Here is a 13266-nt window from a genome sequence, read left to right as displayed (position 1 = left end):
CCGAACCGGCTCCCGCTTCGGCGGAAAACGCTCCAAATCACTCGCCCCCGTTCAAATCCTCGGGGCGCGGCTGAAGCATGATGTTGTAACCGGCGTCGACGAGGTGAATCTCGCCTGTGACGCCGCCTGAAAGCTCGGACAGGAAATAGAGAGCCGAGCCGCCGATTTCATCGAGCGTAATCATTCGCCGCAGGGGACAATGCTGCTTCTGGAAAGCGCCCATCGCCCGCGCGCCGGTGATGCCGGCGCCGGCCATCGTGCGCACCGGGCCGGGCGAGATGGCGTTCACCCGAATGCCGCGATCGCCGAAATCCGCCGCAAGATAGCGCACCGACGAATCCAGCGCGGCCTTCGCGACGCCCATGACGTTGTAATTCGGCATGACATGGGTGCCGCCGCCGAAGCTCACCGTCACCATGGAGCCGCCATCCCTCATCATCGCGGCGGCGCGCCTGGCGGCTTCCGTGAAGGAGAAGCAGGAAATGACCATGGTGCGGATGAAATTCTCGCGCGACGTGTCCGCGTAAAGGCCCTTCAATTCGCTCTTGTCCGAATAGGCGATGGAGTGAACGAGAAAGTCCAGTTCGCCCCATTCGTCCCTGAGGCGCGCGAAGACGGCGTCGACGGTCGAAAGGTCCTCGACGTCGCAAGGGAGCACGAGGTTCGAGCCCAACTCTTCCGCGAGCGGCTTCACGCGCTTGCCGAGCGCCTCGCCCTGATAGGTGAAGGCGAGCTGCGCCCCGTGGCGCGCGAGCACGCGCGCAATGCCATAAGCGATCGAATGGTCGTTCGCGACGCCCATCACGAGCCCGCGCTTGCCTTGCATCAAACCAGTCGCAACCGTCATCTTATTCTTTCTCTCGAAAGGCCTGTAAGCCCGCTCAGCGCTTGCGGTAATCGCCGCTGAATTCGCAGGCCGCCCCATGAAAGGACAGGCAGTGGTCTTCCATGACGCTCACGCCCTTCTTCGTGCGGCGAAGGGTGAGCGCGCATATCTCGTTCTCGAATTTGGCCTCCGCCACGAGGGCGTCGCCCTGGAGGGCGCCGGCGCCCTCGAATTCCCCGGCGCAGCCGCGCGTCGCGACGTCCGCCTTCACGTCGAAACGCCCGTCGGCGCGTTTCGCGACGACGAGGTCCTGCGCATAGCCCTTCGAGCCCGCGACATAGCGCCCCTCGAAGGCCGCCGCTCCCGAGGCCGCGACGAGCGCCGCGCCGAAGGCGAGCGCGCCGAAAACCCTCGCGGACGCCGTTCCCGTCAATCTCGCCGATCCCGCCATAGAGGCTTCCTTAACCCCGCCTTGCGGCGAGCGCCACCGCCCGCGTCGACGCCGCTTTCTCAAAAATGAGGAAAACTTTCAGCCGGCGCCAAGCCAGGCCCCGTGCGAGTCCTCAAGAACATGAACGCCGGGCGGCGGTTGCTGCTTGATCCCCGGCATCGGTTTTCCTTGCCGTCCCCTGGCCGCAGGGCGGCCGGCGAAATCGGGCGCGGCGACGGCAGGCGCGGCGGCGGAAATCGCTGCGCCCGGCGCCAGAAGGCCTTTACGCGTCCGGATGCTTGAAAACCAGCGTCGCGTTGGTGCCGCCGAAGCCGAAGGAGTTCGACAGCGCCGCGCCGAGCTTCACATTGTCGCGGCGCTGGCGGACGATCGGCATGTCGGCGAAATCCGGGTCGAGCTCCTCGATATTGGCGCTCTCGCAGATGAAGCCGTTCTGCATCATCAGCAGCGAATAGATCGCCTCCTGCACGCCGGTCGCGCCGAGCGAATGGCCGGTGAGCGACTTGGTCGCCGCGATCGGCGGACATTTGTCGCCGGTCCCGAAAACCACGCGCAGCGCCTCGATCTCCTTGGCGTCGCCGACCGGCGTCGCGGTGGCGTGCGGGTTGATGTAGTCGATCGGGCATTTCACGGTGGAGAGCGCCTGCCGCATGCAGCGCACGGCGCCTTCGCCCGAGGGCGCGACCATGTCGTAGCCGTCCGACGTGGCGCCATAGCCCGCGACCTCGGCGTAGATCTTCGCGCCGCGCGCTTTCGCGTGCTCATATTCCTCGAGCACCAGCACGCCCGCGCCGCCCGCGATCACGAAGCCGTCGCGGTTCTTGTCGTAAGCGCGCGAAGCGGTCGCCGGGCGGTCGTTATAGGCGGAGGACATGGCGCCCATGGCGTCGAAGAGGACGGAGAGCTCCCACTCCAGCTCTTCGCAGCCGCCGGCGAAGATCATGTCCTGCTTGCCGTGCTGGATCATCTCATAGGCGTTGCCGATGCAGTGGTTCGACGTCGCGCAGGCCGAGGAGATGGAATAGTTCACGCCCTTGATCTTGAACCACACGGCGAGCGTCGCGGAAGCCGTCGAGGACATGCATTTGGGAACGGCGAAGGGGCCGACGCGCTTGGGACCCTTGGTGCGGGTGATGTCCGCCGCCTCGACGATGGTCTTCGTCGAGGGGCCGCCCGATCCCATGATGATGCCGGTGCGCTCGTTGGAGATTTCGGCTTCGGTCAGCCCTGCGTCGCGGATCGCCTGATCCATGGCGACATGGTTCCAGGCCGTGCCGGTCGCGTGGAAACGCATGGCGCGGCGATCGACGACGGTCGCGGGATCGAGCGTGGGCATGCCGTGAACCTGCGAGCGGAAGCCGAGCTCGGCGTATTTCTCCGCGCGAACGATGCCGGGCTTCGCCTCGCGCAGCGAAGCGACCACTTCCTGCGTCGTGTTGCCGATCGACGACACAATGCCCATGCCGGTGACGACGACTCGTCTCATCTTTCTCTCCCTGTGTCTCTTGCTCCCTCTCCCCGTTCACGGGGAGAGGGGTGGGGCCAGGCCGCCAGGGGCGCCGGTTCGGCCTTGCCCCTCACCCTCGCTGCGCCCGACCTCTCCTCGCAGGCGGGGAGAGGTTGGGGCTCCCGGTCGAACTCGAGGAAACCCGATTGTTCCGCCTCAGGCCGGCGCGAGGCAGACCTTGAGGTCCTTGGCCTCGTAAATCCGCTCGCCATCCGCCGCGACCCAGCCGTCGGCGAGCCCGATCACCAGCTTGCCGGTGCGCACGCGCGTAAAGTCGATGCCGTAGGCGACGAGCTTGTTGTGCGGCCGCACCTGGCCGCTGAATTTCACCTCGCCGACGCCAAGCGCCATGCCGCGGCCGGGATTGCCGAGCCAGGCGATATGGAAGCCGACCATCTGCCACAGCGCGTCGAGGCCGAGGCAGCCGGGCATGACCGGATTGCCCTTGAAATGGCAGTCGAAGAACCAGAGGCTCGGCTTGATGTCGAGCTCGGCGCGCATATAGCCCTTGCCATAGGCGCCGCCCTCTTCGAAAATCTCGGTGACGCGGTCGAACATCAGCATCGGCGGCAGGGGCAATTGGGCGTTACCCGGCCCGAAAAGCTCCTCGCGCCCGCAGGCCAACAAATCCTCATAGCCGTATGACGAGCGCCTCTCGCTCATGTGATTCCGCCTCCGCTGGAGCTTGTATAAAAGCCCGATTCTCCCGTTCGCGCCGCTTCCTTTTCGAAGACGCGCGCCGCCCGCTTGTTTTCGGCCGCCCCCGGCCCAGATGGGCGGCGACCGCGTTTTAATGGGGCTGGCGATCCGTAACATAGCCCGGGTCGCGGCGGAAGTTGAGGCTTCCGGGCTTTTTTGGTATAGGTCAAAGAAATCCAAGGTCTCATGAGCCGCCCGCCGATGGACGCCCCCGCCAACCGACCGCTCTCGCCCGACCTTCCGGCGCGCCGCAAACCGGTGCACGACATGCTGGTCAGGGCGGGACTTCGCCCCACCCGCCAGCGCCTTGCGCTCGGCGAGCTTCTCTTCCAGGGCTGCGACCGCCATGTGACGGCGGAGCGCCTCTTCGACGAGGCGGTCGCCGCAAACCTTTCCGTCTCCCTCGCGACGGTTTACAACACGCTGCATCAGCTCACGGACGCGGGCCTCCTGCGCGAGATCGCGGTCGACGGCGCGCGCGTCTATTTCGACACCAATGTCAGCGACCACCACCACTTCCTCATCGAGGAAGAGGGAGAACTCCACGACATTCCCGGAACGAAGGTGAGCGTCGCCGATTTGCCGATCCCGCCCAAGGGGATGCGGATTGACCGCGTCGACGTCGTCGTGCGGTTGCGCCGGGACGACTGACAGGCGGCGATCCGGCTTGACGGCTCCCGCCGCGACGCCAATTCCTCCATTGGACGCGAACCTCGCCGCCCGCCAAAAGCGGGAAACGGAACGCGGACTTATTCAGCCGCTTTCGGGTGGCGGGGGGGAAGCTGATGGCCTATCAGCCGGCGCGGGACGAACCCGAAATCACCTACGCGCAGTTCAAGGCGCTCGCCAATTGCATTCCCAATCTGGCCTGGATGGCCCGTCCTGACGGGTGGATTCTCTGGTACAACCGCCGCTGGTACGAATATACCGGCGCGACTCCGGAGGAAATGGCGGGCTGGGGCTGGCAATCGGTGCACCATCCCGACGTCCTCCCCAAAATGCTCGAGCGCTGGATGTACGCCATCGAGCATGGGGAACCCTTCAAGATGATCTTTCCCCTCAAGGGGAAGGACGGCGTCTACAGGCCCTTTCTCACGCGAATCGAACCTCTGAGGGAGAACGGCGCCATCGTCGGCTGGTACGGGACCAACACCGACGTCACCGAGCAGGAGCGCCAGCGCGAGCATTTGCAGCTCCTCGTCAACGAGCTCAACCATCGCGTCAAGAACACGCTCGCGACCATTCATTCCATCGCCGTGCATTCCCTGCGCGAGATGAAGCCCGACGCGGCGGAGCTTTTCGAGAACCGGCTGCTCGCCCTCGCCGCAGTGCACGACATTCTCACGCAGGAGAGCTGGACGCGCGCCCAGATCCGGCAACTGGTCCGGACCGCCGTCGCGCCGGCCGGGGAGGTCAATTTCGACATGGACGGACCGGATGTGGATCTCTCGCCCCGCATCGCGGCGGCGCTCGCCATGACGCTGCACGAACTCTGCACCAACGCCGTCAAATACGGCGCGCTGTCGCGGGACGGCAGGGTCGCGATTTCGTGGGGCGTCGACGCCTCGCGCAACACGCCGCAGCTTCGCTTCTCCTGGCGGGAATATGGCGGTCCCGCCGTCGATCCGCCGAGCCGGAAGGGCTTCGGCACGCGGCTGATCGAACGCACGCTCGCGGCCGACGCGGGGGGCGAGGTGAAGCTGGCCTATCTGCGGGACGGGCTGCGCTGCGAGATCGCCGCGCCCCTTTGCGCCGAGGTGCTGAGGTGAGCGGCCCGCGCGCGCTGATCGTCGAGGACGAAGCCGTCATCGCCATGGCGCTCGAAATGTTTCTGGAAGAGCTGGGTTGCCGCGTGGTCGGCGTCGCCGGGAACGTGCAGGAGGCGCTCGAGATGGCGACGACGGGCGATTTTGACCTCGCCTTTCTCGACGTCAATCTGAACGGGCAGAAGGCCTATGTCCTGCCGGGGGTGCTGGAGCGGCGCAACAAGCCCTTCGCCTTCGTGACGGGCTATGGCGCCCAGGGCGTTCTCGCCGCGCACGCGGCCGCCCCGGTCGTGACGAAGCCCTTCAGCAAGGCCGCGCTCGCCCTGTGCCTCGACGCGCTGAAGGCGCGCCTCGCCTAGACTATTCCACCTTCTCGCCTGGATAGACGCCCCAGAGATTTTCCTGCTGCATATAGCCGTCGAAGCCCTGCCCGGAGAGGCGGCACCATTTCCCGTCGCAGCCGCGCAGATTCCCGATCACGCCCGGCCCGAGCTTGGCGACCGCGGTCGTATGATCGGACGCCACGAGAATCTGCGGCTCCTTCTTCCAGGGCGCGACGAGGGCCGTGCGGCGGCCCGAGAGCAGCGAATGCAGCACCCAGCCCTCGGAGCCTTCCGAGTCGCGGATCTTGCGCCAGGTCTCGAACTCGGCGGTGATCTCCACGGGGAGTCCGGCGCGCTGGTAGATCCAGACGGTCGGATGCTCCTTGCTCGGCCCCTCCCGGACGTTCACGCGGTCGGATTTGAGGCTGACATATCGCGGAACGGGCAGATTGCTCACCGGCCCCTTCTGCGGCTCCTGCGCCCGCGTTGGCAGGGCGAAGATCAGGGCGAAAAGGCCGAGAGCCGCGCGCAAGCCTGTCAAAGTTTCGCTATCCCGTCGCCGCATGATGGCAATGATCGCTCGTCTTGTCTTTGGCCCGTCATCTGCTAGGAACGAAACAGCGTCGGGCGGCATCGTCTTTTTGTCGCCTGCCGTCGTTAAGACCGGGTTGAAGCAGGCCAAGCGCCGCGTCGCTTGCGGGAGTCGGCCCGGCTGGCCGACTCGAACGTCGCGGTTTAGAACGTTGTATAGAAGTTTTTGAGTTTTCGCCACGCAGCAACCGTCGAGCGAGCCGAGAGGACGAAGCGCAAGATGCCGAAGAAGAAGCCGCTCGTTGTCGTGACGCGCCGTCTGCCCGAAGTGATCGAGACCCGCATGTGCGAGCTCTTCGACACGCGGCTGAACGAGAGCGACAAGCCGATGAGCCATGACGAGCTGGCGGAGGCGATGCGCACGGCCGAGGTGCTGGTGCCGACCATCACCGACCGGATCGATTCGGGCCTTATCTCCCAGGCTGGCGAACAGATGAAGCTCATCGCGAATTTCGGCAACGGCGTCGACAATATCGACGTCGCCTCAGCCCTCGGCCGCTCCATCACCGTGACCAACACGCCGGGCGTCCTCACCGAGGACACCGCCGATATGACCATGGCGCTGATTCTCTCCGTCGCGCGCCGCCTCGTCGAGGGCGCGAGAGCGATCCCCGAGGGCAACTGGGCCGGCTGGTCGCCGACCTGGATGCTTGGCCACCGAATCACCGGCAAGCGCCTCGGCATTGTCGGCATGGGCCGCATCGGCCAGGCGCTCGCCCGCCGCGCCAAGGCTTTCGGCCTCTCGATCCACTATCACAACCGCCGCCGCGTCCCCGTCGAGATCGAGGAGAGTCTGGAGGCGACCTATTGGGAGTCCCTCGACCAGATGCTGGCGCGCGTCGACATCGTGTCGATCCACTGCCCGCATACGCCCGCGACCTATCATCTGCTGTCGGCTCGCCGGCTCAAGCATCTGCGCCCGCACGCCATTCTCGTGAACACGGCGCGCGGCGAGATCGTCGATGAGAACGCGCTGGTGCGCATGCTGGAGGCGAACGAAATTTCGGGCGCCGGCCTCGACGTGTTCGAGCATGAGCCCGCCGTGTCGCCGAAGCTGCTGAAGCTCGCCCAGGCGGGCAAGGTCACGCTTTTGCCGCATATGGGGTCGGCGACCATCGAGGGCCGCGTGGACATGGGCGAGAAGGTCATCATCAATATCAAGACCTTCATGGACGGCCACCGTCCGCCGGACCGCGTGCTGCCGAGCATGTTGTGATAAGGCGGAGGGGTCTTAGGCGTGGTCCGGAAATAAGTGAGCCGCAGTCGCGGGAGTCTTTTTCCCTCTCCCCGCTTTCAGGGTGAGAGGGGGCGGCCAAACGACTCGATTGACGACGGCCGGCGCCTTAACCTCTCGCAACCCGCGCGGCCTGCCGCGATTCGGGCAATTTTGCGTGAGATCCGAAGCATTCCCGGAGCGCCTTCCGCAAAAGTCGATGGCTTTTGCAATATGAATGCGCTCAGGCAATCTGATTTGGCGCGATTTCCTGCCGCTCGCATGGTTCATGCGAGGACAGGCGCGCCGGGGAGAGGAAGCATATGAACCGATTTTTCCCGATCCTCGCCGCCGCCCTCTGCGTCGCGACGATCGCCGGCCCCGCCGACGCCAAGAAGCGCGCCAAGCCCGCCGAAGAAGGCCAGGGCCAGGAACAGCAGCAGCAGGGCGGCGAGGCCGGAAACAAGGACACCGGCATTCCGCGCTACGTGCCCTTTCCGCACAACCGCAACTTCAACCTCGTCGAGATCAACGGCAAGGCCCCGCCGGTCGAGATGTGGATCAACATCGACTCGACCGGCCGCGCCAACGGCTTTTCCGGCTGCAAGAACTGGTCGGGCGTCTTCGTCATCGGCCCCGACCGCCTCGGCCCCAAGGCGATGCCGGCGGTCAATGAGCGCGGCTGCGACGGCGCGCTGGCGAGCATAGAGCGCGACTATTGGAACGTGCTGCTCTCCGGCCCCTACTGGGACGTGAAGGGCGACGATCTGATCTTGCGCGGTTTCAAGGGCGGCGTGCTGAAATTCCAGCGGTCGCTGTAAAGCCCTTCCCCAACCTTCCCCGCTTTGCGGGCGAGGGGCGGACCCGTGGCCTTCATCCGCATGTTGATGGCGAGCGTTTTCTCCCCCGCTTGTGGGGGAGCCTGCTACTTCGCCGGCACGGCGTAAACCGGGCAGGGGCTCTCGCGCAGCGCGCGCTCGGTCGTCGAGCCGCGCAAGGCGTCGAGCAGGCCGCGGCGGCCCTGAGTCGGCATGGCGATGAGATCGGCGCCAATCTCCTTCGCGTACGAAAGAATCGTCTCGATCACCGGGCCCTTGCGTAATTCGATATGGGGCAGCAGCCCGTCGAAGATCGGCAGGTCTTCGCCGACATGCAGCAGCATGACATCCGCGGCCGGGTTCAGCGCATGGGCGAAATCCGCGATATGGCGGAAGGCGTCGAGCGGCGGCACGCTGGCCTCGACCGGCATCAGCACCGTGTCGAGCTTCACCTTTCCGGTCTCGCGATCGACGAAGCCCGATTGATCTTCGCGCAGGAAAAGGGCGGGCGTCCGCGTCTCCCGCGCCGCTTCCTCGGCGATCGACTCCTCCAGCCAGCGCTCGAGGCCCGTGCGGTTATGCGTCATCAGCACCATGAGGTCGCAAAGATGCTTCGTCACATAGGCCGCGACGCCATGGACGGGCGAGGCCGATTCGACCGAGGCCTTCACGAATTTGACGCCAAGCTTTTCGGCGACCTCCGCGCGCGAGGCGGCGGGCGCGATCATGCGCCAGCGTGCGAGCATTTCGCGCACATGGGGGAAACGGTCCCAATCGTCCGAGTCCTGCTGCTCCGCCTCCTCGATATGGAGGAGATGCAGCAGGCCCTTCGTCGCGACGGCGATTCGCAGCGCATGGGCGAAGGCCTCCTGGCTCGCGAAGGAGAGGTCCGTGGGATGGACGATGGATTTGGGCGGCTCGCCGAGCATTGCGCATCTCCCTGGGTTCTTCGGCTAAACCTATATCGCCGAGGGAGGCGCGCCTAGACGGGCTCTTGCCGCAGGCAGGGCGAAAAAGCCGTCGCCAGCGAAGTGAAGCGCGGAGCCGCATCGGCCGCCCGCATCCGACCCCCGCTCACGCGAGGTCGGAGGAGGGCGCCTGCTGCGCCGCGAGCACGTTTCGCACCTCGGCAATGAGATCGTCCTCCGCGACCGCGACCTGCGCGGGACGCGCGGCCTTCCATTCCTCATTGGTGGCGATGTCGGCGGCCGCCTTGGCGCCGGCGACGAGGTCCTTGATCTGAACCTCGCCCTTCGCCTTTTCGTCCGAGCCCTGGATGATCACAAGGGGGGAGCGGCGGCGGTCGGCATATTTCATCTGCGCCTTCATGCCCGCCGCGCCGAGGTAAAGCTCGGCCGCGATCCCGGCGCTGCGAAGACGGGCGACCATGCGCTGATAATCGGCGAGCCGGTCGCGGTCGAGCGCCAGCACCACCACGGGGCCGACATGCGGCCGGGCCGTGACGATGGGGCTCCCCACGAGCTTCAGCGCCGCGAAAAGGCGCGAGACGCCGATGGAGAAACCGGTCGCCGGCGTGTTCTCCGGCCGGAAGCGGCCCACGAGCCCGTCATAGCGGCCGCCGCCGCCGACCGAACCGAAGCGCACCGGACGCCCCTTTTCGTCGCGCGTCTCGAAGGTGAGGTCGGCCTCGAAGACGGGACCGGTGTAATATTCGAGCCCCCGCACGACCGATGGATCGATGCGGACGCGGTCCGGCCCGTAGCCGGCGTCACGGGCGAGATCCTCGATCTCGAGGAGTTCCTCCGCGCCCTGCGCGCCGATATCGCTCTTGCCGAGCAGGCCGAAAAGGTCGAATTGCGGCTTGCCGTCCTTGTATTGGCCGCCGAGGCTGAAGGAGAGGATGGTGTCGATCGCCGGGAGCGGCAGGCCGGCGCCCTTGGTGAAATCGCCGCTTTCGTCCTTGCGCCCCTCGCCCAGCAACTGGCGCACGCCGTCAGGACCGAGACGGTCGAGCTTGTCGATGGCGCGGAGCACGACGAGGCGGCGGCCGGCGTTCTCCTCGCCGCCGATCCCGATCGCCTCCATCACGCCGTCGAGCACCTTGCGGCTGTTGATCTTGATGACGTAGTCGCCGCGCGCGACGCCGAGCTTCTCCAGCGCGTCCGACGCCATCATGCAGATTTCCGCGTCGGCGGCCGGCGAGGCGGAGCCCACCGTATCCGCGTCGAACTGCATGAACTGCCGGAAGCGCCCCGGTCCCGGCTTCTCGTTGCGGAAGACGGGGCCGCAGCGATAGGAGCGATAGGGCTTCGGCAGCCGATCGAAATTCTGCGCGACGTAGCGCGCGAGGGGCGCGGTGAGGTCGTAGCGCAGCGAGAGCCACTGCTCGTCGTCGTCCTGCAGCGAGAAGACGCCTTCGTTCGGCCGGTCCTGATCGGGCAGGAACTTGCCGAGCGCGTCCGTATATTCGAAGGCCGGGGTCTCCATCGCCTCGAAGCCGTAAAGCTCATAAACCGAGCGGATGACGTCGAGCATGCGGTTCGTCGCCGCGATCTCCCCCGCCTCGCGATCCGCGAAGCCGCGCGGGCTGCGGGCTTCGACTTTCGATTTTTTTTCGTCGGACATATCGCCTTTCGCCGCGCGGGCGCTCAATCGCCCTCCATCTGAGGGGGAGGTGGAATGAATTTCGCCGCCTTCCTAGCATTTTCCCAGTCGTAAGGAAGCCGCGCCAGGCGCGGAAAATATCGCAGATGCGAAACGCAGCGCGGGCAGTCGGAGCTGCCGAAGCCCGGCAGCGGGGCGGGGAGGTCCGAAAGCGCTGCGTTGAGCGCGCATTCGCTCCCGCCCTCGACGATGAAAGCCCCGATAACCGCGCCCTCGGCCGTAAGCTGGTCCACATGCCAATGCGCGCGCCTGTCCTTCCGCATGTGGCGCGCGAGCCGCGCCCGCAGGCCGCCTGGACCGTTGGCGGAGCCGCAATAGAGATAGTCGCCGGCGCCGAGCGCGCCGAAGTTCGCGCCGGCCCTGACCGCGAGCGGCGCAGCCAGCCGCAACCACAGCGCATAGGCGCCAGGGCATGGGGGAGCCCGGTCGGCGGAGGCGATGAAGTCCATTCGCGGCGTTTCAGACAGTCGCATCTTCTCAGGTCTCCGCCCGCCGCGCAGAAACGAAAAATTTGCCGCATCGCAAAATTTCTACCGCCGCGCGCGCGAAACCGCTAAGCTGGATAAAACGTATTGTCGGCGAGGGTTGGATGACCACGGCGCTCGGCGAAAAAAATGTTCTCGTCCTGCAGGGCGGCGGCGCGCTCGGCTCCTATCAGGCCGGGGCCGTCGCGGCCCTCATGAGCGCCGGCCACGCGCCCGACTGGGTCGCGGGCATCTCCATCGGCGCGATCAACGCCGCCGTCATTTGCGGAAATCCTCCTGAGAGGCGCGTGGAGCGGCTGTCCGAGCTCTGGAGCCGCATGACGAGCCGCCTGCAGGTTCCGCCGCTTTCCGACGATGTCGTTACGCGGCGGGCCTTCAACGAGTTCAGCGCGGCGACGACGGCGACCTTCGGCGTGCCCGGCTTTTTCTCCCCGCGCCCGTCGCCGCCGCTCCTGTGGCCCGCAAACGAGACAGCGGTCAGCGTCTACGGCACCAGGCCGTTGCGCGAGACTTTGCTGGAGCTCGTCGATTTCGACCGGCTCAATTCCGGCGAGACGCGGATCAGCGTCGGCGCCGTCAATGTGCGGACGGGAAATTTCCGTTATTTCGATTCGCAGAACGAACGCATCACGCCCGAGCACATCATGGCGAGCGGCGCGCTGCCGCCGGGCTTTCCGCCGGTGGAGATCGACGGCGACCTCTACTGGGACGGCGGCCTCGTCTCCAACACGCCGCTTCAATACGTGCTGGAAATGTGCGGCTCCCGCGAGCACATGTGCGTTTTTCAAATCGATCTGTTCAGCGCGCGCGGCCCCGCGCCCACGACGCTGATCGACGTGGCGCAGCGCGAAAAAGACATCCGCTATTCAAGCCGCACGAGGCTGAACACCGACGTGTTCCGCGACATTCAGACCATCCGCCGCCATATCCGGCGCTTGAGCGAAAAGATTCCGGAAGCGCTGCGCGACGATCCCGACTGGCGCGCGCTGACGAATTTCGGCTGCGGGGCGGCGATCACCATCGTGCAGCTCATCCACCGCGCCGCCGCCTATGAGACGACGTCGAAGGACTATGAATTTTCCCGTTACACAATGATGGAAAACTGGTCCGCGGGAGAGCGCGACGTCGCGTCCACGCTTGCGCATCCGGCGTGGCGCGACCGCGCGCCGCCGGATCACGGCGTCGCCATACTCGATCTGACGAAGGGAAACGCCCCATGACTCCGGACGACATCCGCCGCACCGCCTTCGCCATGCCGCTGACGAGCCCGGCCTTCCCGAAGGGGCCCTACAGATTCGTCAATCGCGAATATCTGATCATTTCCTACCGCACCGACCCCGAAGCGCTCGCGAGAGTCGTTCCCGAGCCGCTCGCTTTCGCCGATCCCATCGTGAATTTCGAATTCATCCGGATGCCGGACTCGACCGGCTTCGGCGACTATACGGAGTCAGGCCAGGTCATCCCCGTCACCTTCGAGGGGCGGCGCGGTAACTATACGCACGCCATGTATCTCAATGACGGCCCGCCGATTTACGGCGGGCGGGAATTGTGGGGCTTTCCCAAGAAATTCGCACAACCCACGCTTGCCGTCGAACGCGACGTGCTTGTCGGCGCGCTCGACTACGGCTCGCGGCGCATCGCGACGGGCGCCATGGGCTACAAGCATGTCGCGCTCGACCCGGCGGCGGTTTTGAAGTCAATGTCCGTTCCGAATTATCTTCTCAAGATCATTCCGCATGTCGACGGCTCGCCGCGGATTCTGGAGCTCGTCGATTACCGGCTTGAGGACGTCACGGTGAAAGGCGCCTGGACCGGCCCCGCCTCCCTTGAACTCGCGCCCCACGCGCTGGCGCCCGTCGCCGATCTTCCGGTGCGGGAAATCCTCTCCGCGACGCATATCCTCGCCGACCTCACCCTCGGGCTTGGAACGGTCGTTTTCGATTATCTCGCTTCCTGAAAGGC

The 13266-nt window shown here is 65.9% G+C and carries 15 protein-coding genes; 7 read left to right on the top strand and 8 right to left on the bottom strand.

What is annotated here, in order from left to right; genetic code table 11:
* Nucleotides 1–37: 37 nt before the first annotated feature.
* The 4 genes from fabI to fabA form a co-directional block, all read right to left on the bottom strand.
* The gene (fabI, locus tag ACNHKD_RS02610) at nucleotides 38–847 is read right to left on the bottom strand and encodes an enoyl-ACP reductase FabI (RefSeq protein ID WP_442755577.1); all 810 of its coding nucleotides are present in this window, start codon (nucleotides 845–847) and stop codon (nucleotides 38–40) included.
* Between the two features lie 34 nt (nucleotides 848–881).
* On the bottom strand, nucleotides 882–1277 hold the full coding sequence (locus ACNHKD_RS02605) for a hypothetical protein (protein ID WP_442755576.1): 396 nt from the start codon (nucleotides 1275–1277) through the stop codon (nucleotides 882–884).
* Between the two features lie 262 nt (nucleotides 1278–1539).
* Nucleotides 1540–2763: a beta-ketoacyl-ACP synthase I gene (gene fabB / locus ACNHKD_RS02600; protein WP_442755575.1), complete on the bottom strand. Its 1224-nt coding sequence runs from the start codon at nucleotides 2761–2763 to the stop codon at nucleotides 1540–1542.
* 177 nt (nucleotides 2764–2940) lie between these two features.
* Complete coding sequence (gene fabA / locus ACNHKD_RS02595) at nucleotides 2941–3447, bottom strand: 3-hydroxyacyl-[acyl-carrier-protein] dehydratase FabA (protein ID WP_442755574.1); 507 nt, start codon at nucleotides 3445–3447, stop codon at nucleotides 2941–2943.
* Nucleotides 3448–3669: 222 nt separating this feature from the next.
* Between fabA and irrA the strand changes: the two genes are divergently transcribed.
* The 3 genes from irrA to ACNHKD_RS02580 all read left to right on the top strand — a co-directional run bounded on the left by irrA (nucleotide 3670) and on the right by ACNHKD_RS02580 (nucleotide 5608).
* Entirely contained in the window at nucleotides 3670–4134 is a 465-nt protein-coding gene (gene irrA / locus ACNHKD_RS02590) for an iron response transcriptional regulator IrrA (RefSeq protein WP_442755573.1), read from the top strand.
* Nucleotides 4135–4268: 134 nt separating this feature from the next.
* The gene (locus ACNHKD_RS02585) at nucleotides 4269–5252 is read left to right on the top strand and encodes a sensor histidine kinase (RefSeq protein ID WP_442755572.1); all 984 of its coding nucleotides are present in this window, start codon (nucleotides 4269–4271) and stop codon (nucleotides 5250–5252) included.
* Entirely contained in the window at nucleotides 5249–5608 is a 360-nt protein-coding gene (locus ACNHKD_RS02580) for a response regulator (RefSeq protein ID WP_442755571.1), read from the top strand. Before ACNHKD_RS02585 ends, ACNHKD_RS02580 begins: the two co-directional genes overlap by 4 nt.
* Nucleotide 5609: 1 nt before the next feature.
* On the opposite strand, the gene ACNHKD_RS02575 is transcribed toward ACNHKD_RS02580, so the two are convergent.
* The gene (locus ACNHKD_RS02575) at nucleotides 5610–6137 is read right to left on the bottom strand and encodes an SH3 domain-containing protein (protein WP_442755570.1); all 528 of its coding nucleotides are present in this window, start codon (nucleotides 6135–6137) and stop codon (nucleotides 5610–5612) included.
* Between the two features lie 246 nt (nucleotides 6138–6383).
* On the opposite strand from ACNHKD_RS02575, the gene ACNHKD_RS02570 reads away from it, so the two are divergent.
* Together ACNHKD_RS02570 and ACNHKD_RS02565 are read left to right on the top strand one after the other, a co-directional pair.
* The gene (locus ACNHKD_RS02570) at nucleotides 6384–7379 is read left to right on the top strand and encodes a 2-hydroxyacid dehydrogenase (RefSeq protein ID WP_442755569.1); all 996 of its coding nucleotides are present in this window, start codon (nucleotides 6384–6386) and stop codon (nucleotides 7377–7379) included.
* A 320-nt stretch (nucleotides 7380–7699) separates the two neighbouring features.
* Entirely contained in the window at nucleotides 7700–8197 is a 498-nt protein-coding gene (locus tag ACNHKD_RS02565; RefSeq protein WP_442755568.1) for an META domain-containing protein, read from the top strand.
* 104 nt (nucleotides 8198–8301) lie between these two features.
* Here the strand turns inward: ACNHKD_RS02565 and ACNHKD_RS02560 are convergent, their stop codons facing one another.
* The 3 genes from ACNHKD_RS02560 to ACNHKD_RS02550 all read right to left on the bottom strand — a co-directional run bounded on the left by ACNHKD_RS02560 (nucleotide 8302) and on the right by ACNHKD_RS02550 (nucleotide 11292).
* Nucleotides 8302–9123 carry a universal stress protein gene (locus ACNHKD_RS02560; protein WP_442755567.1) on the bottom strand — a complete coding sequence of 274 codons (822 nt, stop codon included), beginning with the start codon at nucleotides 9121–9123 and terminating at the stop codon, nucleotides 8302–8304.
* A gap of 145 nt (nucleotides 9124–9268) precedes the next feature.
* Entirely contained in the window at nucleotides 9269–10780 is a 1512-nt protein-coding gene (hisS, locus tag ACNHKD_RS02555; protein ID WP_442755566.1) for a histidine--tRNA ligase, read from the bottom strand.
* Between the two features lie 23 nt (nucleotides 10781–10803).
* Nucleotides 10804–11292, bottom strand: a complete 489-nt coding sequence (locus tag ACNHKD_RS02550; RefSeq protein ID WP_442755565.1) for a GIY-YIG nuclease family protein — start codon at nucleotides 11290–11292, stop codon at nucleotides 10804–10806.
* Between the two features lie 116 nt (nucleotides 11293–11408).
* Here ACNHKD_RS02550 and ACNHKD_RS02545 point away from each other — a divergent pair, with 116 nt between their 5' ends.
* On the top strand, nucleotides 11409–12524 hold the full coding sequence (locus tag ACNHKD_RS02545; protein WP_442755564.1) for a patatin-like phospholipase family protein: 1116 nt from the start codon (nucleotides 11409–11411) through the stop codon (nucleotides 12522–12524).
* Nucleotides 12521–13261, top strand: coding sequence for an acetoacetate decarboxylase (locus tag ACNHKD_RS02540; protein WP_442755563.1), 741 nt, complete (start codon nucleotides 12521–12523; stop codon nucleotides 13259–13261). The genes ACNHKD_RS02545 and ACNHKD_RS02540 overlap by 4 nt, the downstream gene beginning before the upstream one ends.
* Nucleotides 13262–13266 lie beyond the last annotated feature (5 nt).

It is taken from the genome of Methylocystis sp. JAN1, from assembly GCF_052186135.1.
GTDB lineage: Bacteria > Pseudomonadota > Alphaproteobacteria > Rhizobiales > Beijerinckiaceae > Methylocystis.
This window is presented reverse-complemented; position numbering and strand designations above follow the sequence as displayed.

Coding starts and splice junctions, on each gene's coding strand:
- ACNHKD_RS02560 (WP_442755567.1), bottom strand. CDS start 9,123: ATGCTCGGCGAGCCGCCCAAATCCATCGTCCATCCCACGGACCTCTCC.
- ACNHKD_RS02585 (WP_442755572.1), top strand. CDS start 4,269: ATGGCCTATCAGCCGGCGCGGGACGAACCCGAAATCACCTACGCGCAG.
- irrA (WP_442755573.1), top strand. CDS start 3,670: ATGAGCCGCCCGCCGATGGACGCCCCCGCCAACCGACCGCTCTCGCCC.
- ACNHKD_RS02575 (WP_442755570.1), bottom strand. CDS start 6,137: ATGCGGCGACGGGATAGCGAAACTTTGACAGGCTTGCGCGCGGCTCTC.
- fabI (WP_442755577.1), bottom strand. CDS start 847: ATGACGGTTGCGACTGGTTTGATGCAAGGCAAGCGCGGGCTCGTGATG.
- ACNHKD_RS02605 (WP_442755576.1), bottom strand. CDS start 1,277: ATGGCGGGATCGGCGAGATTGACGGGAACGGCGTCCGCGAGGGTTTTC.
- ACNHKD_RS02550 (WP_442755565.1), bottom strand. CDS start 11,292: ATGCGACTGTCTGAAACGCCGCGAATGGACTTCATCGCCTCCGCCGAC.
- ACNHKD_RS02540 (WP_442755563.1), top strand. CDS start 12,521: ATGACTCCGGACGACATCCGCCGCACCGCCTTCGCCATGCCGCTGACG.
- hisS (WP_442755566.1), bottom strand. CDS start 10,780: ATGTCCGACGAAAAAAAATCGAAAGTCGAAGCCCGCAGCCCGCGCGGC.
- ACNHKD_RS02570 (WP_442755569.1), top strand. CDS start 6,384: ATGCCGAAGAAGAAGCCGCTCGTTGTCGTGACGCGCCGTCTGCCCGAA.
- fabB (WP_442755575.1), bottom strand. CDS start 2,763: ATGAGACGAGTCGTCGTCACCGGCATGGGCATTGTGTCGTCGATCGGC.
- ACNHKD_RS02565 (WP_442755568.1), top strand. CDS start 7,700: ATGAACCGATTTTTCCCGATCCTCGCCGCCGCCCTCTGCGTCGCGACG.
- ACNHKD_RS02545 (WP_442755564.1), top strand. CDS start 11,409: ATGACCACGGCGCTCGGCGAAAAAAATGTTCTCGTCCTGCAGGGCGGC.
- fabA (WP_442755574.1), bottom strand. CDS start 3,447: ATGAGCGAGAGGCGCTCGTCATACGGCTATGAGGATTTGTTGGCCTGC.